Source organism: Hyphomicrobium sp. D-2, assembly GCF_029872155.1.
Taxonomy (GTDB): domain Bacteria; phylum Pseudomonadota; class Alphaproteobacteria; order Rhizobiales; family Hyphomicrobiaceae; genus Hyphomicrobium_A.
Genome location: NZ_JARXLA010000008.1, coordinates 701,761 through 724,407 on the forward strand (window position 1 = coordinate 701,761; position 22,647 = coordinate 724,407).

The 22,647-nt window shown below is 61.0% G+C and carries 21 protein-coding genes, 1 tRNA gene and 1 pseudogene; 11 read left to right on the forward strand and 12 right to left on the reverse strand.

Annotated features, from left to right (window positions below; translation table 11 throughout):
- Nucleotides 1–10 precede the first annotated feature (10 nt).
- Complete coding sequence (locus QEZ49_RS15765; RefSeq protein ID WP_280388315.1) at nucleotides 11–1,297, reverse strand: glutamate-5-semialdehyde dehydrogenase; 1,287 nt, start codon at nucleotides 1,295–1,297, stop codon at nucleotides 11–13.
- A gap of 30 nt (nucleotides 1,298–1,327) precedes the next feature.
- The gene (proB, locus tag QEZ49_RS15770; protein ID WP_280388316.1) at nucleotides 1,328–2,482 is read right to left on the reverse strand and encodes a glutamate 5-kinase; all 1,155 of its coding nucleotides are present in this window, start codon (nucleotides 2,480–2,482) and stop codon (nucleotides 1,328–1,330) included.
- 220 nt (nucleotides 2,483–2,702) lie between these two features.
- Between proB and QEZ49_RS15775 the strand changes: the two genes are divergently transcribed.
- On the forward strand, nucleotides 2,703–3,305 hold the full coding sequence (locus QEZ49_RS15775; protein ID WP_280388317.1) for a class I SAM-dependent methyltransferase: 603 nt from the start codon (nucleotides 2,703–2,705) through the stop codon (nucleotides 3,303–3,305).
- A gap of 66 nt (nucleotides 3,306–3,371) precedes the next feature.
- On the opposite strand, the gene QEZ49_RS15780 is transcribed toward QEZ49_RS15775, so the two are convergent.
- The 7 genes and pseudogenes from QEZ49_RS15780 to rplU form a co-directional block, all read right to left on the reverse strand.
- Nucleotides 3,372–3,932 (reverse strand): DUF308 domain-containing protein, encoded by a 561-nt coding sequence (locus QEZ49_RS15780; protein WP_173952633.1) that lies wholly within the window; start codon nucleotides 3,930–3,932, stop codon nucleotides 3,372–3,374.
- Between the two features lie 138 nt (nucleotides 3,933–4,070).
- Nucleotides 4,071–5,678, reverse strand: coding sequence for an FAD-dependent oxidoreductase (locus QEZ49_RS15785; RefSeq protein ID WP_280388318.1), 1,608 nt, complete (start codon nucleotides 5,676–5,678; stop codon nucleotides 4,071–4,073).
- 62 nt (nucleotides 5,679–5,740) lie between these two features.
- Nucleotides 5,741–7,954 (reverse strand): bifunctional diguanylate cyclase/phosphodiesterase, encoded by a 2,214-nt coding sequence (locus tag QEZ49_RS15790; RefSeq protein ID WP_280388319.1) that lies wholly within the window; start codon nucleotides 7,952–7,954, stop codon nucleotides 5,741–5,743.
- 304 nt (nucleotides 7,955–8,258) lie between these two features.
- A pseudogene (gene obgE, locus QEZ49_RS15795) lies at nucleotides 8,259–9,298 on the reverse strand (GTPase ObgE).
- Nucleotides 9,295–9,852, reverse strand: coding sequence for a GNAT family N-acetyltransferase (locus QEZ49_RS15800; protein WP_280388320.1), 558 nt, complete (start codon nucleotides 9,850–9,852; stop codon nucleotides 9,295–9,297). Before QEZ49_RS15800 ends, obgE begins: the two are co-directional and overlap by 4 nt.
- Nucleotides 9,853–9,958: 106 nt before the next feature.
- Nucleotides 9,959–10,231 carry a 50S ribosomal protein L27 gene (rpmA, locus tag QEZ49_RS15805; RefSeq protein WP_068463261.1) on the reverse strand — a complete coding sequence of 91 codons (273 nt, stop codon included), beginning with the start codon at nucleotides 10,229–10,231 and terminating at the stop codon, nucleotides 9,959–9,961.
- Between the two features lie 31 nt (nucleotides 10,232–10,262).
- On the reverse strand, nucleotides 10,263–10,574 hold the full coding sequence (gene rplU, locus QEZ49_RS15810; protein WP_280388321.1) for a 50S ribosomal protein L21: 312 nt from the start codon (nucleotides 10,572–10,574) through the stop codon (nucleotides 10,263–10,265).
- Nucleotides 10,575–10,941: 367 nt separating this feature from the next.
- Between rplU and QEZ49_RS15815 the strand changes: the two genes are divergently transcribed.
- Nucleotides 10,942–11,943 (forward strand): hypothetical protein, encoded by a 1,002-nt coding sequence (locus QEZ49_RS15815; protein WP_280388322.1) that lies wholly within the window; start codon nucleotides 10,942–10,944, stop codon nucleotides 11,941–11,943.
- 43 nt (nucleotides 11,944–11,986) lie between these two features.
- On the opposite strand, the gene creD is transcribed toward QEZ49_RS15815, so the two are convergent.
- Nucleotides 11,987–13,393, reverse strand: coding sequence for a cell envelope integrity protein CreD (gene creD, locus QEZ49_RS15820; RefSeq protein WP_280388323.1), 1,407 nt, complete (start codon nucleotides 13,391–13,393; stop codon nucleotides 11,987–11,989).
- A gap of 231 nt (nucleotides 13,394–13,624) precedes the next feature.
- Between creD and QEZ49_RS15825 the strand changes: the two genes are divergently transcribed.
- The 3 genes from QEZ49_RS15825 to QEZ49_RS15835 all read left to right on the forward strand — a co-directional run bounded on the left by QEZ49_RS15825 (nucleotide 13,625) and on the right by QEZ49_RS15835 (nucleotide 15,288).
- Entirely contained in the window at nucleotides 13,625–14,212 is a 588-nt protein-coding gene (locus QEZ49_RS15825) for a MarR family transcriptional regulator (protein ID WP_280388324.1), read from the forward strand.
- Nucleotides 14,213–14,228: 16 nt separating this feature from the next.
- Nucleotides 14,229–15,017 (forward strand): DUF4166 domain-containing protein, encoded by a 789-nt coding sequence (locus tag QEZ49_RS15830; protein ID WP_280388325.1) that lies wholly within the window; start codon nucleotides 14,229–14,231, stop codon nucleotides 15,015–15,017.
- Nucleotides 15,018–15,108: 91 nt separating this feature from the next.
- Nucleotides 15,109–15,288: a hypothetical protein gene (locus QEZ49_RS15835; protein ID WP_068463255.1), complete on the forward strand. Its 180-nt coding sequence runs from the start codon at nucleotides 15,109–15,111 to the stop codon at nucleotides 15,286–15,288.
- 211 nt (nucleotides 15,289–15,499) lie between these two features.
- On the opposite strand, the gene QEZ49_RS15840 is transcribed toward QEZ49_RS15835, so the two are convergent.
- Nucleotides 15,500–15,835, reverse strand: coding sequence for a hypothetical protein (locus tag QEZ49_RS15840; protein WP_280388326.1), 336 nt, complete (start codon nucleotides 15,833–15,835; stop codon nucleotides 15,500–15,502).
- Between the two features lie 475 nt (nucleotides 15,836–16,310).
- Here QEZ49_RS15840 and QEZ49_RS15845 point away from each other — a divergent pair, with 475 nt between their 5' ends.
- Both QEZ49_RS15845 and QEZ49_RS15850 read left to right on the forward strand, forming a co-directional pair.
- Nucleotides 16,311–16,496, forward strand: coding sequence for a hypothetical protein (locus QEZ49_RS15845; RefSeq protein WP_280388327.1), 186 nt, complete (start codon nucleotides 16,311–16,313; stop codon nucleotides 16,494–16,496).
- A gap of 304 nt (nucleotides 16,497–16,800) precedes the next feature.
- A tRNA-Ser gene (locus QEZ49_RS15850) sits at nucleotides 16,801–16,890 on the forward strand.
- Between the two features lie 309 nt (nucleotides 16,891–17,199).
- Here QEZ49_RS15850 and QEZ49_RS15855 read toward each other — a convergent pair.
- Nucleotides 17,200–17,343: a hypothetical protein gene (locus QEZ49_RS15855; RefSeq protein WP_280388328.1), complete on the reverse strand. Its 144-nt coding sequence runs from the start codon at nucleotides 17,341–17,343 to the stop codon at nucleotides 17,200–17,202.
- Here QEZ49_RS15855 and QEZ49_RS15860 point away from each other — a divergent pair.
- From QEZ49_RS15860 to QEZ49_RS15875, 4 genes are all read left to right on the forward strand, one after another.
- Nucleotides 17,330–17,797, forward strand: a complete 468-nt coding sequence (locus QEZ49_RS15860) for a sigma-70 family RNA polymerase sigma factor (RefSeq protein ID WP_280388329.1) — start codon at nucleotides 17,330–17,332, stop codon at nucleotides 17,795–17,797. The two genes, QEZ49_RS15855 and QEZ49_RS15860, sit on opposite strands and share 14 nt — an antisense overlap.
- A 72-nt stretch (nucleotides 17,798–17,869) precedes the next feature.
- Nucleotides 17,870–18,883: a FecR domain-containing protein gene (locus QEZ49_RS15865; RefSeq protein WP_280388573.1), complete on the forward strand. Its 1,014-nt coding sequence runs from the start codon at nucleotides 17,870–17,872 to the stop codon at nucleotides 18,881–18,883.
- 116 nt (nucleotides 18,884–18,999) lie between these two features.
- Nucleotides 19,000–21,546 carry a TonB-dependent hemoglobin/transferrin/lactoferrin family receptor gene (locus QEZ49_RS15870; protein ID WP_280388330.1) on the forward strand — a complete coding sequence of 849 codons (2,547 nt, stop codon included), beginning with the start codon at nucleotides 19,000–19,002 and terminating at the stop codon, nucleotides 21,544–21,546.
- 480 nt (nucleotides 21,547–22,026) lie between these two features.
- Nucleotides 22,027–22,542, forward strand: a complete 516-nt coding sequence (locus QEZ49_RS15875; protein ID WP_280388331.1) for a sigma-70 family RNA polymerase sigma factor — start codon at nucleotides 22,027–22,029, stop codon at nucleotides 22,540–22,542.
- Nucleotides 22,543–22,647 lie beyond the last annotated feature (105 nt).

A 22,647-nucleotide genomic window follows, 5' to 3' on the forward strand; every position in this document is an offset into this window, starting at 1 on the left:
CCTGACGCGTTTATGAAGGACGCGTCTGGCCGTTGCCTATCACCACGTATTTGAAACTTGTGAGCTGCTCAACGCCGACCGGGCCGCGTGCATGCATCTTGCCGGTGGCGATGCCGATTTCACCGCCAAAACCAAACTCACCGCCGTCAGCGAATTGCGTTGAAGCGTTGTGCACGACAATGGCGGAATCCACTTCACGCTGGAAACGAGCTGCGGTGTCGGCGTCGTTGGTGACGATGGCGTCGGTGTGCTGTGTGCTGTAACGGGCGATATGCGCCAGCGCGCCATCGATGCCGTCAACCTCACGCGCGGAGATGATAGCGTCGAGGTATTCGGTGGACCAGTCAGCATCGGCGGCGGGCTTGACGCGGGCGTCGGCCTGCTGTGTTGCGCTGTCGCCGCGCACTTCGCAGCCTGCATCCAGCAGCGCCTTCACCAGCGTAGGCATGAACGCGGCGGGTGCGCCGCTGTCGACCAGCAGCGTTTCGGTGGCGCCGCAAACGCCGGTACGCCGCATCTTGGCGTTGAGCACGATGTCGACCGCCATCGCCAGATTGGCGTTGCGATCAACGTAAGTGTGACACAGGCCTTCCAGATGCGCGAACACCGGCACGCGCGCTTCATTCTGCACGCGCTCGACAAGGCTTTTGCCACCGCGCGGAACGATGACGTCCACGGTGCCGTTGAGGCCGGTCAGCATCATGCCGACAGCGGCGCGATCGGGCGTGGGCACCAGCGAGATGGCCGCTTCGGGCAGGCCAGCTGCCTTGAGGCCAGCAACCAGCGCCGCATGGATGACGCGCGAGGAATGGATGCTCTCCGAACCGCCGCGCAGAATGGCAGCGTTGCCGGCCTTGAGCGCCAGCGCACCGGCATCAGCGGTTACGTTCGGACGGCTCTCGTAAATGATGCCGATGACGCCAAGCGGCACGCGCACGCGCTGGAAGCGCAGGCCATTGGGGCGCTGCCATTCGGCCAGCACGGTGCCAATCGGATCGGCCAGCTTGGCGATCTCGGCGACGCCGTCGGCCATGGCGTTGATGCGCTTTTCGTTCAGCAGTAGGCGGTCGATGAAGGATTCCGGGCGGCCAGCAGCGCGCGCGGCTTCAATGTCCTTCACGTTGGCGGCAAGGATTTCCGGCGTGGCGGCGCGCAGCGCTTCTGCGGCGGCGATTAGGGCGTTGTTCTTCGCTTCCGGGCTGGCGAGAGACAGCAGGTGCGCGGCAGCGCGGGCGCGGCGCCCCAGCTCCAGCATCGCGTCTTCAGTGGCAGTATCCATGCGCTCGGGCCTGTTCATTGTCGTGTTCAATCCGGTCTGGTGCATCCATCAGGAGCGATGCAAGGCCATGTCGTCGCGGTGGATCAGCTCATCGCAGCGCGACACCCCTAATATAGTGGCGATCTCCGCACTTTTCTTGCCGATGATCTGTTCGGCGTCCGGGCGGGCGTATGACACCAGCCCACGGCCCAGTTCGCGGCCATCGGGCGCGCGGATGATAACAGCGTCGCCGCGGTCGAAGTTGCCGTCAATTCGTACCACGCCCGCCGGAAGCAGGCTTTTGCCGGCCGCCAGCGCCTGCTCGGCACCGGCATCGACATGCACCTGGCCTTTGGGTTCGAGCTGTCCGGCGATCCAGCGCTTGCGGGCAGTTCTGGGATCGGAGTGGGCGAGGAACCACGTGCACGGCGCGCCTTCGGTGATGGAGCGCAGCGGGTTCAGCACCTTTCCGCTGGCGATGACCATGTGCGTGCCAGCGCCGAGGGCGATCTTGCCAGCCTCGACCTTGGTGCGCATGCCGCCCTTTGAAAGCTCGGTGCCGGCATCGCCTGCCATGGCCTCGATGTCGGCGGTGATGGCGGTGACAACATCCAGCCGCACTGCGTTCGCGTTCTGCTGTGGCGGGGCGGTGTAAAGGCCGTCGATGTCCGACAGCAGCACGAGGCAATCGGCGGACACCATCGATGCCACGCGCGCTGACAGGCGATCATTGTCGCCATAGCGGATCTCAGTGGTGGCGACGGTGTCGTTTTCGTTCACCACCGGCAGCGCCTTCAGCTCCAGCAGCGTTTCGATGGTGCGGCGTGCGTTCAGATAACGGCGGCGCTCTTCGGTGTCGCCCAGCGTGAGCAGGATTTGCGCGGCGATCAATCCGCGCGCGCGCGCCATGTCCTGATAGGCATGCGCCAGACTGATTTGGCCCACGGCGGCGGCGGCCTGACTCTGTTCCAGCTCCAGCGCGCCCTTGGGCAGCTTCAGGGTGTGGCGACCCTGGGCTATGGCACCGGACGAGACCAGAACCACCTCTTTGCCCTGCGCGGTCAGCTCGGCGACGTCATCGAGCATGGATGCCAGCCATGCCGACTTCAGCGCGCCGGTGTCACGGTCGGTCAAAGCGGCTGAGCCGATCTTCACGACGATGCGGCGCGCGGCCGTCCATTCGCTGCGTACCGGGATTGCGTTGGCTTGTTCTTTGTGTGCCATGTTTTGCGCGGTCATCCGCCGTATCAGGGGTTCTGGCACGCCTGATAGCCCAGTCGGGGCCTGAGCGGTAGTCTCCGCACGTCAGATAGCCCTCTCAGCACCCTAATTGTGCCGGACCGTCGCGGTAGTCGCTGCCTGGCTCAAGACCGGAACACCGGTCAGGGACGGGTGGCCATCGGATGGCGGGCCCTGCGATAAACCGAAAATGGAGGGGCGGCCGGTGGCTGAGGTTCTGGACATCTATGAAGCCAACGCGCAGGCGTGGGACAAGGATCGCGGTCAGCCAGGCGGGCAGCTTATGGAGCGGCCGTATCTTGATCGGCTGGTCGACAGCCTCGGAGCCACAGCGCCCCACGTGCTGGATGTCGGCTGCGGGTCAGGTGATCCGATTGCGCGTTACCTGATCGAGCGCGGCTGCCGCGTGACCGGCGTCGATGGCGCCGATGCGATGGTGCAGATCTGCGCCGACAAGTTTCCGCAGATGAATTGGGTTGTCGCCGATATGCGCGCGCTTGATCTTGGCCAGCGCTTCGATGCCATCATCGCGTGGGACAGTTTCTTCCATCTGGAAGCGGATGCGCAGCGGGTAATGTTTCCGATTTTCGCGCAGCACATCGCGCCGCGCGGACTGCTGCTTTACACGTCCGGTCCGTCACATGGTGAAGCGATCGGCGAGATTTACGGCCGCTCGCTTTATCACGCCAGTCTGGCGGCCGATGAATATCGCAGCCTGCTAAGCGCGAACGGCTTCACGGTGCTGATGCATACGGAAAATGATCCGCAGTGCGGCGGCCATACGGTGTGGCTGGCGCAGGCTGCTTGAGGCGAATGTCGGCAGATGGTTGGCGGGCGGCACGCGCGTAATTCTGCGCGCGCCGCGTATTGTGTGTCAGTCCGCGGAACGGCGGACTTCAAGTGCCAGCAGGGTGAGGCTGACGCCCTGCAGCAGCAGTGCGGCGCCCACGATGGTGCCAAGCGTCCAACCCGCAGACGACGGCAGATCGAACAGGATCAGCAGGCCGGCAACGATGGAAATCACCGCCGACAGAATGAGCCAGCGGCGGCTGCCCACGTTCGTCATGCCGCCGCCCACCATCAGTGAGGTGATGCCCTGCGCCACCAGCGTCGCGGCGACGATCATGGTCAGCGAAAGCAGGCCGAGCGTCGGATAGACGAAAATCAGGATGCCGCCGAGAATGAAGATGGCGCCGCCCAGCATCTGCCAGGGTGCATGGCTCCAGTCGCCGGAGCGCAGGCCATGCATCAACTGGAACACGCCAGCAGCAACCATCGCCGCAGCGATCCAGATTTCGGTTGTGAGCGAGGCTGTCACAACACCCATCGGCGTCGTGAGAATAAGAAAGCCGAACAGCGTCAGCACGAGGCCTAAGGCCAGAAGCCAGCCCCAGCTCTGATGCAGTTTTGAGCGCAATCCGGGGGTGTTTGCCATGTCTTTGTCCTGCATTCGCGGTTGTTGGCGCGGCCCCCAAATGGCGAGCCGATGGTGACGCGGATGCAGGTGGGCGGATAAATTCGCCAACGTCCTCGGAGATCATCCGGGTCGAGGGCGATCTAACACGCGACATCCCTATTTTTTGCTAACCGATAGGGCGGCGAGCGCCTGTCTGGCCGCCGTTGCGCCGCTCCAGATCGCGCCGCTGTAACCGCCGTAGCCACCGTAGGCAGAACTGAGAAACAGACGGTCGATAGCTGTACGCGGGGTGCGCGCTGGCCCGTGCCAGATCGGCGTTGATGGCGGCAGCGGCGCGAAGCCATAGACGGCGCCTTGCGGAGCACCGAGATAGGAATTGATGGAAGCAGCGGTGTTGAATACCGACGTTTCAACGGCGCTGGCGAAACCGGGATAGGTGCGGTCGAGCGACTGGATGATGGCCTGTTTCCATGCGGCGCGCTTGGCTTCGTAACTTTCAGCATCGAGACCCTGCCAGTTGGCCATGCGATCAACGCCAATGACCGATAGCGTGTATGGCGGACCGCCGAGGCCACTGTCGATGGCGGAATAGTTTGCAATCGCCAGCGGTGGCATCGCCTCGCCCGGCATCGCAGCCAGGAGATCGGCACTGCGGCGATAATCGGCCAGCGATCGCATCCATTCCGGTAGCAACATGGTTGTGTAGGAGCCGAGGCCGAAGTGGGTGGGCGGCTGCGCCATGCCAAAGGTTGCGGTGAACAGCGAGATCGACAACGGCGAGCTGGCATACGGCGCCATGAAGCGCTCGCGTGTGCCGTTGGGCAGCATGGGTGCCATGATGGACGGCGCAATGCCGCTGACCACGATTGGCGCGCGCACCTCGACGGGATCACCGCCCTGCTTGCCCTCGTGGACAACGCCGACCGGCGCTCCGCTTTCGTCGAACAGGATCTGCGTCACTGTACGACGGAGCAGAAGCTGCCCGCCGGCGCCGCGCATGGATTTGGCGAGCGCGTTGCTGAGGCGCTGCGAGCCGCCCTGTACGAAGCGGATGCCGGTGGCGATGTTGCCGCCCTGAGCGAGCGCGAACAGAATCCACCACAGACTGTCCGGGTCATCGTGCCAAAAAAGCATGTTGGCGGCGACGGCACACTTGGCGGCTTCGTTGTCGCCCAGTGTGCGTTGAAGCTGCTGCGACAGCGACCGTCGCCAACCCGTAACCGCGGGGCCGAGATCCTTCAGCGCATCGATGGTGAGCAGAGGATCGGACAGCGCGCCTTGATGCTGGCTCAAGGTGCCGACGCTGGTGGTGATCCGCTCCATGTCGCCGAGCAGATCATTGATGCCGACGCGCAGCGAAGGGAAGCGATCGACAAGCGCAGCGCGTGCAGCGTCCATGCCCGTTGGCAGAATGAACGAGGGGCCAATCGGGCCGCCACGAACATCATAGACCGATCCGGCTCCGATCCATTGCACTTTGTCGGTGACGTCGAGCGCTGACAGCGCCGCGTGCTTGGGATCGATCGGCGAATGGGGATCAGTCGTCTCGTGCAGCGATGCTTCAATCGTCACGTCGCCGGATTTATAGGTAGAAGCAGCGCCGCCGACACCATAATTGCGCTCAATCAGCAGCGTGCTGCACCCTGCTTTCGCAAGCGTGGCGGCGGCGGTCAAACCGCCCAAACCCGCACCGATGACAATGGCGTCGTACTGATTGCCCATGCTTGGTGGTGTCCTTGCTTCAACGCCAACAGCGTCGGTCATGGCTTATTCGAGCTGGAGGTCTGAAGATAGCCTTATGGGGACGACTGCGACGCAAACGCGCGTCAACTCGCGACCGCGTTCTTGGGCGCGTGATCGGCGAGGAAAGCAGTCATTTCGTCAGCGCTGATCGGACGAGAAAACAGATAGCCCTGGAGCTGGTGACAGCCGGAATGCTGCAGCCAACGGCGCTGCTGTTCGGTTTCAACGCCTTCCGCCGTGATGGTCAGATCCAGATCGTGCCCGAGCTTGATGATTGAGGCGAGAATGACGGTGCTGTCCTGCGGAGCGCCCGCGCTTTCAATGAAGCTGCGGTCAATCTTTAATTTGTCAAATCCGAAACGGCGCAGATACGAGAGGCTTGAATAGCCGGTGCCGAAATCGTCGAGAGCCACCTTGACGCCCAGGTTTTGCAGCCCGCGCATCTGTTCGTTGGCGCGCTTTTCGTCGGCCAGAAGCACGCTCTCGGTCAATTCGATCTCAAGCCGTTGGGCTGGGAACTGAGTTTCATTGAGAACCTCACGCACAACCTCGACGACATCGCCGTGGTGGATCTGCGAGGCCGATACGTTGACGGCGATGTTGATGTGCGGCCACATTTTGCCGTCCTGCAGCGCGCTGCGCAGGACGTGTTTGCCGATTTCCTGGATCACACCGGTTTCTTCTGCCAGCGGGATGAATATTTCCGGCGACACGGGGCCGAGCGTTGGATCTGACCAACGGGCCAGTGCCTCGACGCCAAGTACGTTGAGCCCCGACGCGTCCATCAACGGCTGATAGAGGACGCTGATCGTTCCATCTGCCACCGCATCGCGCAGGGCCATCTCAAGCATGTGCCGATAGGTGGCTTCGGCATCCATCTCAGGCGTGAACGCAATCGCACGTTCAACGCCGGCCTGCTTTGATTTGTCGAGAGCGAGATTGGCCCGGCGCAGCAGTTCATCGCCGCCGCGACCATCTGTCGGGCCGATTGCATAGCCGGCGGAAGCCGTGGCGAAGACCCGCGTGCCGCCCTCCAGAATGTATGGCTCGGCAATCGCAGCGATTGCGTCGTTGGCCAGCTCAAGGGCCTGATCTGGGCCTAGACCGGGCGCAATAATCACGAAGGTTGCGCCGTCGGGACGGGCAATCAATGATTTGTCCGGCAGCAGTTTCGAAAGGCGGTGGCTGGTTGCAATCAGCACCGCATCACCGATGGCGCTGCCAAAGGCGTCGTTGATGGCCTTGAACTGATTGATGTCGATTTCCAGAACGGCAAGCGTGCTGCGGTCATTCTGGGTGTGACGCAGCATCCGAGGCAGGCGCTCGCGCAGCGCCATGCGATTGGGAAGTTGCGTCAGGCTGTCGGTGCGGGCGGCAAGCTTTGCATGCTCTTCGCTCTGAAGCAGCGTATGCGCATGGCGGCGGCCCCACGAAATCAGCAGATACGTGAGCAGGCTGATCATCACCAGCGCGAGAAGAAGCCCCGGAATCACGCGCTGGATGAATTCAGCGCTGGGCCGCTTGTTGAGCCAGTGTAGCTTTCCGACTGTTGTTCCGTCGCGGGTAAGGATGTCCTGGCTTGTCGTGTTTTCGACACCAAGTGCAGCGGCGGGCATGACGTCAGCAGAGGCGCCTTCCCATTGCATCTTCTCGTAGCCGAACGCCTTGCCCAGCTCGGCGGTGAAAATCTTATCCAGATTTTCAACGGCGACGAGCAGCACGGGAGGCTCCCCGTCCCGCATTTCAACTGCGCGCCCCTTGTCGGGCATTACAGTTGAAACAACGACTGTCGACGGTCGTCCCGCGATATTGCGGGTGTCCGCTACGGCGACGTGCTCGGCGAATTTGCCGTTGTTGAGCGTGATCTTGGTGACGATCGGGTTGTATTCCGCCATCTGTTGGGGCGCGCGTGCGGCACGCACCAGGTCATCCAGCTGACCACCAAGGTCGGCGAAGTTCAGGCTGGCCTGGGTTTCCGGATCGTAGCCGAAGATCGGAGCATCTTTTTCGTCCAGCACGTATAGGCGGTCGTAGCCCAACAGGCGGCCGAGATAACTACCGTAGAAGTTCTGCATCCAGGCCGTGTCGCGAACCTTCGTCCTTTCAAAGGCGTCCGTCCATATCGTTTGTGGACGTAATTCGCGCGCGAGGCTGTGTCCGTGCTGCGCGATTGCGTGCTGGATCGTTTCACGCTGGCGCAGCAGGGCTATGTTGTCAGCTTCCCGAGCACCGATAAGCAGCGATGCCATGACCACAGCAAGCGACGCGACCGCCAAGGCGACGATCGGAAAGGTCACGAACGCGGTACTTCGATGCGACAAGTGCTCGGTCCTGCGATGGCCCGCGGATTCCAGATTCCGGCATTATTGCCGCCGGAGTTGAACAAGCGGTAATTCTTCGCCTGGGCGGAGTTATCGCGGTGAGCGCTTTGTTAATGTGGGGCGATAAATCAACGGGCATGTTGTTGATGGTCGATGCAACCCGTTGGATTCGTCAGCCCGTTTGCTCCGATATGCAACGCTTGCCGGGCTGATGATCTGAATGCGATATTTTGCAGGGGCGGGGGCAATGCATTCGTGAGCCCCACCTCGGCAAGTCCGCTTAGGGCCGCCACGGCCCCTTCTCCGGCTCGCTGGCTTCCTTTTCCTCCGCCTTTGAACGGCGGATTTCTCGCACCAGAGCAAACAGCGCATCGCGTACGCCATCGCCAGAAACAGATGAAATCATCATGGGCGTTTTGCGGGAGGCTTTTTAAGTGCCGCAAAGCGCTGTTCCAGCGTTTCCTTGTCGATTGCATCGCACTTCGAGAGTGCGACCAGTTCCTTCTTTTCGTCGAGGTCTGCACCGTAGGCCTGCAGCTCATTGCGGACGGTCCGGTAGGCCGTTGCGACGTCGTCCTCGGTTGCATCGACGAGATGCAGCAAAACCTTGGTACGTTCCACGTGGCCGAGGAAGCGCGTGCCGATACCGGCGCCCTCGCTGGCGCCTTCAATCAGCCCGGGAATGTCAGCCAGCACGAAATCGGCATCGCCAACCTCAACCACACCCAGGTTGGGATGCAGAGACGTGAACGGATAGGATGCGATCTTCGGTTTTGCCGCGCTGACGGCCGCGAGGAATGTCGACTTGCCTGCATTCGGCATGCCGATGACGCCTGCGTCGGCGATCAGCTTCAGACGCAGCCAGATGGTGAGCTCTTCGCCGGGCTGCCCCGGATTGACCCGCCGAGGCGCCTGATTGGTGGCCGACTTGAAGTGAGCGTTGCCGAAGCCGCCGTTGCCGCCGCGAGCCAGCAGCGCGCGGTCGCCCGGTTGCTCAAGATCGGCGAGCATTGTCTCCTGGTCTTCGGCGAAAATCTGTGTTCCGGGCGGCACGCGCAGGATGCAGTCCTCGCCGTTGGCGCCGGAGCGATTGCGCCCCATGCCATGGCCGCCCTTGTTGGCCTTGAAGTGCTGCTGGTAGCGGTAGTCGATGAGGGTGTTGAGATTGTCGACGCACTCGGCCCACACGTCGCCGCCCTTGCCGCCGTCGCCGCCGTCGGGGCCACCGAACTCGATGAACTTTTCGCGCCGGAACGACAGCGAGCCGTTTCCGCCCGCACCCGATGCGATGTAAATTTTTGCCTGATCGAGAAACTTCATCGCATTTGGCTCCGCCAGCGGCCAAGCAGTTGTTGCCAGAAACCGCGTCCGCGCGTGTACAATATCATTTCAACCGAGCACTGACGCGCTACGCTCCACAGGGCACCGGTTCCTGTTGGACGGAAGCCGAGTTTGCGGATGACACGCGCAGAGGCCGCATTGTCCACGAAGTGACCGCAGGTCAATCGCTCGAACCCGCCTTCCTTGAAGCAATACGTCATCAGTGCCGTTGCAGCTTCGGTTGCGTAACCGTTGCCCCACCAGGGCTTACCAATCCAATAACCGATCTCGGCCTCGCCGCTATCATGATGGATGTAGCCGACAGCGCCAATCAGTTCGCCATTCAACTCGACCACCCGGACGAATTCGTCGTTGTCGAGCGATGCAATCCAGAGATCGGCCTCAACGAGGGAATATGGGTGCGGGATGCGCGATGTCATCCGCGCAATGTCCCAGTCTCCGGCGTACTCGGCGACCCGAGCTGCATCGCGTGACGTGATCGGGCGATAGGTGAGGCGCGGTGAGCGCATATCGGGCGCTCCGAGGATGAACATGGCGGCTCCTGGTGAAGCGCCACGGGTGAGGTATGGTAAGCCCAGTTGAGCAAAAAGGGGGACGCAGCGCATCCCCCTTCGCAAAACTCAGCAGTGGCGCGGGGATTTACTCCGCCGCTTCGGCAACGATCTCGCGCACCGAGATGTAAGTGCGGCCGTTGCTCTTGGTCTTGAACTCGACGCTGCCTTCGACAACGGCGAAGATCGTGTGATCTGTGCCCATGCCAACGCCGTTGCCGGGGTGCCACTTGGTGCCACGCTGGCGGCAAAGGATGTTGCCAGGAATAACGTGCTCGCCGCCGTAACGCTTTACGCCAAGGCGCTTGGAGTGTGAATCGCGGCCGTTCTTAGTTGAACCGCCTGCTTTCTTTTGTGCCATCGTTCAAATCCTCAAATTCCGAGCGGCTGCCTCAGGCGCCGATGATGCTCTTGATGCGGATCTTGACGAGATCCTGGCGGTGGCCGCGCTTGCGGCGGGAATTCTTGCGGCGGCGCTTCTTGAAGGAGATGACCTTCGGGCCGCGGGTTTCTTCAACGAACTCGGCAACGACCTTTGCGCCGGAAACCAGCGGGGTGCCGATCTTGGGGTTGTCGCCACCGATGAGCAGAACCTCGGTGAACTCGACATCCGAACCGGCCTGGCCGGCGATCTTTTCGATTTTGATGACGTCGTCAGCAGTAACACGGTACTGCTTGCCGCCCGTCTTGATGACAGCGTACATAGCTATTCCTTCAGCATTATCCGCGCCCTATGGCGCCGCAGGCTAGCTGCGGTCTTTATAAGATCGCCTCGAAAAACGGGCGAACAGGCCTCGGGCAGCGCGTTGCGCGCCCCCCGTTAAGGGTGCGCGAGAAGGCGGGTTTATCCTAGAATATGCGCTAGTTGTCAATCGGTTCCGAAGTGAACGGAGCGACCCCCGCCGGGCTTTTGCCGGGCGCCTAGTCGCGGCGAAGCCGCTATCGACCAGTATATTCGAGTTTCGATGCCGGATCTAAGCCAATTTTCTACGCTTCGTCAGACGCTTGGCGTATGCAAGCGGGAGCCTCAGTCAGAGTGATTGGGAAATGAAGCCACGCCAGAAGAGTGAGATGGCACGCGCGTTGCCGACGATCCCGGTTGTGCAGGCGGGCACGGCCTTCCCGCTCGAGACGCTGGAGCTGCATGGGGCGCGGGCGCATGCGCTGATGGATTGCGCAACCGAGGGCGTGTCGCAGCGCACGCTGCGGGCGCTGGATGCCGTGTCGCGCCGCTGGCTGGTGAAGCAGGGTAACGCGCTGCTGCCGGAAATCGATGCCATCGCTGAGCGGCTGGCCCGACCCGGCGCCTATTTTCTATCGGTCAATTATGAGTGGGGCTGCACGTGCCGCGTGGCGCCTGCCCCGGATGGGCGCAGCGCCCGGTTGGTGCGGGTGCTCGACTGGGTGACCGGCGGCCTCGGCCGATATGTGATCGCGGCCCATGTGGTGGGCGGCGGCACCGGGCCGTTCGTGGCGCTGACCTGGCCTGGATATACTGGCGTGCTGCAGGCGATGGCGCCGGGGCGTTTCTCAGGGGCGCTCAATCAGGCGCCGATGCGCCAGCACACGGGTCTGTTCCATCTCGATTGGGCGCTGGGGCGCGCACGAGTGTGGCGGCTGAACCATCCCACGCCGGCGCAGCTTCTGCGGCGCGTGTTCGAGACGGCAGCGGATTTCGCTGAAGCCAAACGGCTGCTGGCTGAAAGCCCCATCTGTGCGCCAGCCATCTTCTCAATCGCAGGTATCAACGCGCAGGAAACAGCGGTGATCGAGCGCACTGAAACCGACGCGCGCGTGCATGAGGGAAATACCACAGCCGCCAACCATTGGCAGGCGCCCGGCTGGCGCGGGTTGGCGTGCGGCAATGACAGTCCGGGGCGCGCGTGTGGAATGCACGGTGTGAGTACCGAGATGGATACGCGGTTCGCGTGGCTGCGCCCGCCAATCCTCAACTGGAATACGCGGCTGGTGATGATCGCGGATGCGCGGCAGGGCCGGCTTGTTGCGCAAGGGTTTGAGCCGCAGTCCGATACGGTGTTGCCTGCCACCGCGCCGCTGGAACTTGCACTTTGAAGGCCGCACGGCTGACTGCTGCGCGGCCTTCCGGTGGATCGGTCTAGGGTTGCGCCGGTGACGCCGAGATCGCCTTCGATGCAGCGCCGGACCAATCGACTTTCAGCGTTGCGAACATGACCGTTGCCAGGATGACGAAGCCTGCGATCGCTCCGGCCAGCAGCGCATAGTCCTCAAGCTGCAGGATGAGGTACAGCAGCCCATAGATGCCGAGGAACACGCCGCCCATGACGAGCCCTTTGCTCATGCTGTTCTGCACGCGCGCGACATAGGCACTGAGCAGTCCTCCGGTGGCGAGTGACGCAGCGATGTAGGCTTTCAGGAAGCCGATGTGTTCCGCCAGCGATAACAGCAGCACATAGAAGAACACCATCGTCAGACCGACGAACAGATATTGCACCGGATGCACCTGTCGCCTGGAACGCAACTCCAGCAGAAACACCGCCATGAACGCGGTGCCGAGAAACATGGTGGCGTATTTGAGCGCGCGGCTGATGACCTGGTAGAAATCGACCGGCACCATGAAGCGCACGCCGAATGCATAGGGCTTCATGCGTTCGAACTCATGGTCGCTGAGGCTCCAGGCCTGCGGCACGCTGCGCGCCAGATGCGGCACCTGCCATTCGGCCGTGAAGCCATCGGCGCTGATGTGCCGTTCGGTGGGCAAAAAGCCGCCAGTGAAGCTGGGATCTTTCCAGTCGGACTTGATCGCGACGGTTGTTTCCTGCGCCAGCGGCGCAAACTTCAACTCGGATGAGCCGTTGAGTGTGAGCGCAAACTTGAAGCTGAACGGTTTTATGCCTGCTGCGTTGCTGTTGGCGCCAGCTGCTCCGTCGAACACACCCGACACATCAGCAAGGCGCACATGGATGCCGCCACCCATCATTCTGGGGATGCCGATGCTGGGTTCGAAATCCAGCTTGTCGCTGTTGTTGATGGTCAGCGACGCGGCATCCTTCAGGCCGGAAACATCGCTGACCGCAACGGCCAGAATGGCATCGCGCCAACGAACTTCCAGTGCCTCGCTTGTCGCTTCGGCAATTTCAGGCGCGGAGAATGCGCCGGTGAAATTCAGTACGCTTGAATAGACGGCGACGTCATAGATCGATCGGTGCAGAGTTTTGGTGGATGTGTCGCCGGTAATCGCCAGCGATTTGGGCAGGAAGACTGCGCGCCGTTCGACGATCTCCTCGACGCGTTTGTCGCCTTCGCCGGTCACGCGCTTCATCGTGTAGGGCACAACCAGCAGCGGGCCGTCGATGTATTGAGCGTCGCCCCATTCCTGCGCCACCGTGCGCCGAACTTCCGCCGCACGCTGCTCGCGTTCGCTGGTGAGGCCCCACACGATCAGCAGCGGAATTCCGAGCAGCAATATCAGGCCGCAAATCAGAAAGAACTTGAAGCCCGGACTGGCTAGCAATCGCCCGATTGCGGCAAGCAACGCGTCCACATTCGTCTCCGTCGATCAATCGTTCCGGCGGAGCAAAGAACGCAGGCAGATGGCGCGAACAAGACCGCCGCAAGCCTTTTGGGTGGCCAAGAAACGGCGCATGGCGGAGCGCCGGGGCGTGATAGAGCCAAGCGATGTTGCGGCTGCCCTGCATGATCGGCAAGGAAGCCCTGCGTGCAGTGCAGTCCTGATTTCATTGACGTGCGTTCTTTTGTGTCGCAAATTTCTGTCATGACAGAAATAAACGAAATAAGCGGTGGTGTGTCCGGTCCGGTGGAGCGCTTCGTTCTGCACTGGGGCGAGATGGGAACGGCCTGGGGTGTGAACCGGTCCGTCGCCCAGATCCATGCGCTGCTCTATCTCAGCGATGATCCGCTGACCGCCGAAGAAATCGCTGAGCGGCTCGCCATGGCCCGTTCGAATGTTTCGAACAGTCTGCGTGAGCTGCTGGGATGGAACCTCATCCGCCGCGTGCATGTGATGGGAGATCGGCGCGACCACTACGAGGCGGAAGTCGACATGTTCGAAATGGTCCGCCGTATCGCTCTGGGCCGCAAGGCGAGGGAACTCGACCCGGTGCTGGACGTGCTGCGTAACTGCATAAGCGATGCGGAGGCTGACGCTTCAATTTCGCCGACCGTGCGCAAGCGCCTGGCGGCGATGCATGATTTCACGGAGACGGTAGATCGCGGCTTCACCGAGATCATCCGTCTGCCGGGGCCAACGCTGTTGAAGCTTATACGCATGGGCGGAGCCATCGCGCGCTTCGTCGGTGGCAAGGACGTCAAAAAGCCGGAGCGCCGCGCGCGCAGGACTTAATCGGGAGGGGATCGCCATGCAGCGGATTGTTGGGTCGGAGGCACAGCCACAGATGCCAAAGTCCGCGCTGCTGCACGGTGTGCCGCTGCCGGTGCCGATGGCGATGATGCCCGTTGTAGCCAGTCGCGCTGGGCTGCCGCCCGATGGTGCTGCTCCTGCCGTCTTGCCGACGCCGCCGGTTGATGACGAAGCTGCTGCTCCGGTTGGCGATCCGCGTTTCCGGCAACTGGTGGGCGATGCGGCGTGGAGCGAATTGCCGGCTGCTGTACGGCGCAGGTTTTCCAAGCGGCTCGGAGCCGATGAAACGGCGATCTATCGCGGGCAGGTGCTCTCAACCCGGCTTTCGCGGACGGGGCGAGTTCTGGCGTGGATGGCACGGCTGATTGGTGCGCCACTGCCGCTGGTTGATGGCGCGACCGGTCCGGCGGCGGTTGTCGTCAGCGAGAACCCGCTGTTGGGTGGTCAGACCTGGCTGCGGATCTACAACCGTCCGGGCCGCTTTCCGCAGGCGATCCACTCCGCCAAGCGTTTTCAGGGGCCGACCGGGCTGGAGGAATATGTCGGCTCCGGCATCGGCATGACGTTGCGGGTGACCGTGGAAGATCGGGCGCTGGTGTTTCGGTCGGCTGACTACTTTCTGGAGGCTGGTCGCTGGCGGTTCACGATGCCGAAGTTTCTGCAGCCGGGGCGGATGTGCATCGTGCATCGCGATCGCGGTGACGGCAGTTTCGATTTCGGGCTGCAACTTTGTCACCCGCTGTTGGGGCGGCTGGTTGCTCAGGATGCCGTGTTCCGCGACGTGTAAACATTTGTGATGCACGGCGGCCATCGCGGATCGTTGTGCGGTGCGCTATAGTGTCGACATGACGCGCCGCACCGTGAGATTGTTTTGGGGGATGACCGGCCTGTGCCTCGTGGCCGGTGTGATAGCGAGTGCAGCCATCTGGCTGGGCGCGCCCGATCAGCCGTGGCAGCGCGCGGTGCAGGAGCTCTCGACGCTGCTGGACGTGCTGGCGCTGCTGCTGTGGATGGGGATTTTCGCTATTTACTGGTCGCGCAAGCGCCGCTCAAGCTAGACGCCACTTAAGTTGATGGGCTGTTCAAGCTGAGAGGCTGGGCAATGCTCGGCCGCGTCGCGCGATTCTGCCATTAGGCTGATGAGCTGCCTGATAGGCCAGTCCGCTCCCTCATTCCCTCAAACGCGCAACGCGCCGGAGACACCCCGCAAGGCTCCGACGCGCTCCGCTGTTCGCAATCCCCGAGAGACCGGAAGGATCGCGATCGTCGTCAATCGGCTGGAAACGCCACCTGGAAGCCAACCGTTTCGGGGGCGGCCGCTGGATTTTCGTCGGCGAACGAACGGACGCGGCGCGTGTAGTCGACTTCGCAAACCTCAACCGTGGCGGCGTCCGACATTTCAGCCCGGTTCGAAGCGTGCTGAACGCTCCAGATCCAGGGCATGGCGGCGTTTGCCTGTGAGCCGGCCGCAGCCAGATCGGGCTCAGCCTCGACCTGCTCAACAACGCAGGTCACGTGGAGGTCGTAGCGGATGCGGGACACGCGGACGGCGTTGGCGTCTGCGTCCCGCAGGATGCGGGCGGTTTCAGCGCGCATCTGCGCCATGGCAGCTTGGGCTGGCGCGCTTTTCTGTGGGCCTCTTGATGCCGGAGGTCCGTAATCGTTGGTTGCAGGGCTCTCAGCATCGGTCCAGTGGAAACTGCCCGGTTGAGCCAATTCTATTTCGCTTGCACGCGACGCATTACCAGTTTGCGGCAATTCATGAGCTGCTGCAGGGAGTGATCCCAGAGCAATTACAAAAACAAGACAATACGCTTTCAATTTACCACCTCATCCCATTTCGAGCGGTGACGCCTGATTTTGGTAGCACGCCGAAATGTCGTCACCAATCCGCCCCTTTTCGTTTTGCCCGCTATGCACATGGGGGCGTTGCCCTGTGCATTACTCCGGCCGGGATGGCGTGATCAGACGGCGCATATGCATCACAAGATGCAATTGATGGCCTCAGACAAATCACGTATTTGCAATGCGTTAACCTTGACGGTTAATAATTGACTTCGCATTGCTGGAGGGCAGGGAAATGGCGGAAGCGTTGAAAGCGATGGCGCTCGACGGCGCAATGAGCGGCTATTCGAAGGTGCGCGATGTGGTCGGCGCGCATGATCGCAACTGGTGGGCCGGCGTTGGTCTTTATCTTTGGACAGCGTTTCTGTTTGGAAATGTCGTCGGTGAAGTCTGGGGCGTCTTTGGGCTGCCAATGGCCTGATTTGCGGGCCTGTTGACTTTGCGAAAAGTCCGTCAATTCCATTGATTGTTTCCGCTGGATAAAGCCAAGGGGCAGATTGCCCCTTGCCGGGCGGATGGCCGCCAATGCTGCGATGGGTTCAGGGCCTCTGTGTCGGCGGGATCGGGCCGGCGTGACCTGTGGCCAGCGGCTTGATGGCATTCCCGCGCCCCGATGCAGTTAGAGGCTTGTCAGGCGCGTGCGTTTCTCTTAAGAGCACCGTTCCGATCTCCGGGGTGCTTCGATGTGGCGGCCATGCCGCCTGTCACTTTGCGCCCCCAGGTCAGGAGAGGTGGCTGAGTGGCTGAAAGCACCGCACTCGAAATGCGGCATACTCGCAAGGGTATCGTGGGTTCAAATCCCACCCTCTCCGCCAGATCGGATTAGCCCTACATTTGATGACATACGTGATGATGCGCAGGCAGACCGTGCGCGGTGAGCCGCGTATTGCTTCACGCCTCGTCGTGGTCATTTGGCTACAGCACCCGAGGAATCGAAGCACAAAATTCGCCGTGCTCCGCTTGGGCTTGTGCTGAGGCGGTGCAGAATCTTGCTTTGGGATCAAGGGCTAACAATACTGTCGCGGTCAAGTTTTTGGCGGCGACGCAGCGCCTCGTTTGAATCGATCTAATCAATTGCAGTTGCAGCAGTATTCGGGGGCTATAGGCTCGCCGCTTATTGAAAATCAGTTGGGCTGACCACGCTTCAGTTGCCTTTCCAGTTTCGAAAGCTGGAACGGTTGTGTCGCGCCCACGGGGTGGATGTTGATGTCAGCTAACGTGACGAGCGTATTTCTAAATAAGCGGCGCTCGCTGATGAGCACGCTCATGAAGATCGTCCGCGATCCCGCTACGGCTGAAGATCTCGCCCACGATGCGTATATCCGTGTCTGCCGCGCCGTGGAGGTTTCGCCGATCGACCAGGTCGAAGCATTCCTGCACCAGACTGCGCGCAACCTTGCCTTGGACCACGAGCGGCGGCGGCGTGTGCGTGCGCGCTTTGAGCCGGAAAGTGTCGCGCAGGATGCAATCGAGCAGGTACCTTCCGACTCTCCCTCCGTAGAGGCCGTCGTCATCGAGAGGGAGCGCTTGCGATTGTTCGAGCAAGTTTTTGAAACGCTTCCCGAACGTGCGCGCCGCGTCTGGGTGCTGGCCCATCTGGAGGGCTGGTCATATGCGCAGATCGCAGCGCACCTTGGTATCGCGCGCAACACGGCCTATAATGATGTCAAGCTGGTGATGATGCGCTGCCACGATGCACTGATGAGTCTGGACCGGGATTGAGAATCAACCCAAGCGTCCCTCTCTCGCACAAATGCGATGCGGAAATTGAAAGTGCGGATGACCTGAGTGGCGATGCGACCGGACGATGATCAGCAGCCAGAGAACGAGATTCGCCATAGCGATCCGGATATAGACGCGGCGCTGGACTGGTTTTTACAGTTGCAGGATGCGCCGAATGATCAGGCGCTGAGAGATGCCTTCGAAGCATGGCGTGCCAGCTCTCCGGCTCGCAGACAGGCTTACGATCGGATTGAGCGTCTGCATGGGTTGCCTTCCCTTCGCGACGCAACCGTCGTTGACAGACAGAAGCTTCAGGGCGCGCACAACGCTGCCAAAGCCGCGCGGAAATCGGATCGTCGGTGGCAGCCGACATTGCGCGGGGCGTCGCTGGCAGCTGCTGCCGTATTGCTGCTCGGCGTTGGTCTGACGCGTCTTCCCGGTGCATTGCTGTGGCTTGAAGCTGACCACATGACGGGCGTGGGACAGCGCAGCAATGTCGAGCTGCCCGATGGTTCTCAAGTTACGCTCAATACATCATCCGCCATCTCGCTCGATTTCTCTCAGGGGCGCCGGGGGGTGACATTGCTAGCGGGCGAGGCATTTTTTAGCGTTGTGCCGAATGCCAGCCGGCCGTTTGTCGTGACGTCAAACTTCAGCTCTGTTGAAGTGACAGGCACCGCCTTCCTAGTTCGTGAAACCGACAGCGAAGATGTGGTTGTGCTTGAGCACGGCTCGGTTGAGGTCAGCGATATTGGCCAGCAAGCGGCGCCGGTTCGTCTGGCGCCTGGGCAGATGATCGCCTCGACAGCAACGCATCTTGGCGTTCCACGGTCTGCTGATCTGGCGCGTTCACTCGCGTGGCTCGAAGGCAAAATGACGTTCGACGGCGAAACATTCGGAACCGCACTGGACGAGATGCGGCGCCACTATGGTGGTCGCGTGGTGGTCGCCGCGATGCGCAGCCCGGATGTTACCGTGAGCGGCAATTATCGGATTGATGATCCCGAAGCTGCGATCCGCACGCTTGCAGCCAGCGTGGGGCTCAACGCAGTTCACATTCCTGGCGGCATACTTCTGCTTTATTAGTCACCCGCGTTGTGACGGGTATGACCCTCGCGCGTCTTACTGACAAGGACAATTCCTCCCGGGCAACTGCAGGGTAGGGGCGTCCTCGGTAATGAGTAAGCGTGGGTGTGAGTTTCATGTCAGTATCTTGCGAGGCGCGCAGCCTCGGGGCGCGTTTGCGCCGCTCGAATTTCCTTTTTCGCCGCCATGTTGCAGCTCTATTGGTCACCACCGCGCTCGTGAGCGTCGCTGGTTTTGTTGCTTCCGCTCCGGCCTTCGCGCAGCAATCTTCGCCCAACGCCAGCAAGACAGTTAGCTTCAACATTCCCGGTCAGCCTCTCGGTCAGGCGGTGAATGCCTTTTCGGCTGTGACGGGCTGGCAGGTTGGCTATTCCGGTGCCGTCTCCAAAAGCGCGCTTACCAATGCCGTCTCCGGCACCATGACCCCGGCCGCTGCGTTGAATTTGATGCTCGAAGGCACCGGAGTGACGCCTCGCATTACCGGCCCGACCAGTGCGGCTCTCATTGATGCCGCATCCAGCAGTGATACCGGTGCGACGGTGGATGGCGCGATAGCTCTTGATACGATTGATGTCAGTGGCGGGGGCGGGATGAGAACTGATGCGGCGGAAGCGCCGTATGTGTCGCCAGGCTCAACAGCATATGTTTCAGCCGAACAGATAAACCGCGTGGCACCCGTATCGCCTGGCGATATGTTTCGTGAAGTGCCAGGCGTTTCGATTGCCAACTCGCGCGCCGGCAACAAGATCGATGTTAACATCCGCGGCATGCAGGGCATGAGCCGTGTCAATACGATGGTCGATGGCGCCATGCAGCAGTCGTCGGCCTATAAGGGCTACGATGGCCACGACAGCCGAGCGTATGTAGATCCGGAAATGATCGCCGATATTATGATCGACAAGGGCCCGAGCAGTGGCCCGCACGGCGCTGGTGCGATCGGCGGCAGTGTGAACATGCGCACGCTGAATGCTGGTGATATCGTCAAAGACGGCCAGAGTTATGGCATTCGTCTGCGTGGTAGCGGCGGCGGTAACATGATCGAGGAACGATCCACGACACGGACATTATCAACCATCGGCCGTAAGAACTTCGATATCGGTGCCAACAAGAGTGGCAGCGTTGCGGCGGCGACGATCCAGGATCGCTATGAAGCCGTGATAGCTGCATCCTATCGCCATCAGGGCAACTACTTTGCCGGAACGAACGGGTCACCCAGCATAACTTACATGTGCTGCGGAACCAGGCTGCGTCCAACGACAATCCCGCTTTCGGTCTACACACCCGGATCGCAGGTGTTCAATACGTTTCAAGATACATCGTCATTGCTCGGCAAGCTGAAGCTCAAGTTTGACGACAACCAGTCTTTTGAAGTGGGCGTGAACCACTATGAAAGCACCTATGGCGAGGTAAACCCGAACGCGATCGCATTCATCAACAGGCCGCAGAAGTATGCGGCAAGCCATGTCCAGGCCGACACTTATACTGCGCGTTATGCGTGGACGCCTGCCAGTAACGATCTTGTCGATTTGCGCGCCAATCTGTGGGCATCAGACGTCGCTTCCGTGTTGAACTCCGTCGGAGTTGACGTTGACTCGTTCACGTGGGGCGGCGAGCTGTACAACACGTCTCGCGTCGATGTGCTCAAGGGCCTGGCTATCACTTACGGCGGGCAAACCTTCACCGAGGATGCATCGGCGCATAACAACACGGCCAGTGTCGTGAACGATGAGAGTAATCTCAGCGGCGTGCGCGCAATGCACAGCCTGTTCTCTAATGCCAAGCTTGACGTTACCGATTGGCTGACGCTGCACGGTGGCGTCAGGTATGATCGCTACACGGCTGAGGAGGGTGGAGCCAATGCTGGTGCCCGCAAGTCCGACAGTAGGATCAATCCAACTGCCGCGATAACGGTGACGCCGATAAAAGGCGTGCAGCTGTTCACGCAATATGCTGAAGGCTGGAAGCCGCCTAGCATCCGCGAGCTGTACGTTCGCAACAATGGCATTCAGCCAAATCCTAATTTGCGTCCGGAAACTGCGCAGAACTGGGAATACGGTGTCAACCTCAGCCGTGATGGTCTGTTGCAGGATGATGACCGTCTGCGGGTGAAGTTTGCCTACTTCGACAACAGCTATCAGGATTACATCATCCGCTCATCGGTGCGCGGTATCTATCAGTACGACAATATCCCCGAAGCCACCTTCAAGGGTATTGAGGTGTCCGGCAATTATGATGTTGGTTGGTTCTTCGCGTCGGGCAGCTACAATTATTATACCGAGGTCGAGTACTGCTTCACTGCGAGTGCCGCGTGTGCGGCTGTCACCGGCACAACGGACTACAACTCCTCGTACGTTCCGCCAAAGTACACCGGCAGCGTAACAGCCGGTACGCGGTTGTTCGACGAAAAGCTTACGCTGGGCGGTCGCATCAACGTTGCCGGCGCCCGCGCGGTGCCTCGGGCGTCCGGCGCTCAGGTGACTCTGCCATCGGAGTGGTTGCCCTTCACGACATTCGATGTGTTCGGCGGTTACGTGCTGAATGAAAATGCGAAGTTAGACTTCAGCGTCGAGAACCTGAAGGATCGCTATTACGTCGATCCGCTGTCGATCGGTCTCGCCGCGCCCGGACGAACGGGCAGGGCAACCGTGACGGTGCAATTCTGACGGGAGCTGCGGGGCTGGGGAGTGGATTTGGAATGCAACTCCAAGTCTGCTCCTGACATGCTCGCTCGTGAACCGGTGCCGAGTGGCGGAGGTCTTGATTGCCGCTCGGCTGACTGCTCCCGTTGAGTGGCAATATTGCAACCGAAGCCGGAAATCATATCCGGGCTGCCGCTGCATTCCGGGGGGAGGCCGTGGCGGCGGCGGCCACACAAAGTGAAGCAATATCAAGCAATAAGTATACTCACATCGTAATGTATATGCGCGTGGCGGCGAGCTAGCCTAGAGACGCTATAAATATCTGATGTTGCGCAGCAATTGCGCCCTGCGCTAGCGGTTGAGGCGGCCGCCTGAGGCCCTCCCGTAGCGAATGAAGTTGCGTGTCATGAGCCGCCAGATCTTTTCCGAAGTTCGGTTTGTCAGTTCTCGATCTCAGACGGGCTTCTTCGTCGGGCACTCACTGCGAGCGTGGCAGAGCGTATGATGTCGACCGCGTTGAATAATGCCTTCATCGCCCAGCGGCACTCTTTGATCTGGAGTGTGATGCGCATCGTGCGCGATCCGCAGGCGGCAGAAGACTTGGCGCAGGAAGCGTTTGTGCGCGCCCGGCAGGCCGTCGAAGCACGCCCCATCGAACATATCGAAGCGTTTTTGCACCAGACAGCGCGTAACTTGGCGCTCGATCACTTGCGACGGCGGAAGACGCGAGACCGTTTCGAGGGCGACGATCAGGCCGACGCAAATATCGCTGCCGTTGAGGCTGATGTTCTCGATCCTGAGGCTGAGTGCATCGAACGTGAGCGGTTCCGCGTTTTTCTGAAGGTGCTGGCGGAGCTTCCGCGCCAGACGCAGCACATCGTCATGCTGAGCCGCGTCAACGGCTGGTCGCAGGCCAGGATTGCCGCTCATCTGGGCATTTCGGAGCGAACGGCATTCAATGCCTTGAAGCGCGCCATGGCCCATTGCCGTGAGGCCATGATACATCACGATCTGACCTGATTGATTCTTTCGCTTCGCCTCAGAGCGCTCTGCTCGGCCCGCATGATGGGCTGGAGCAAGAACAGCGATGTTGCGAACTTCTCTACGCTGGTGCGTCAGATACAT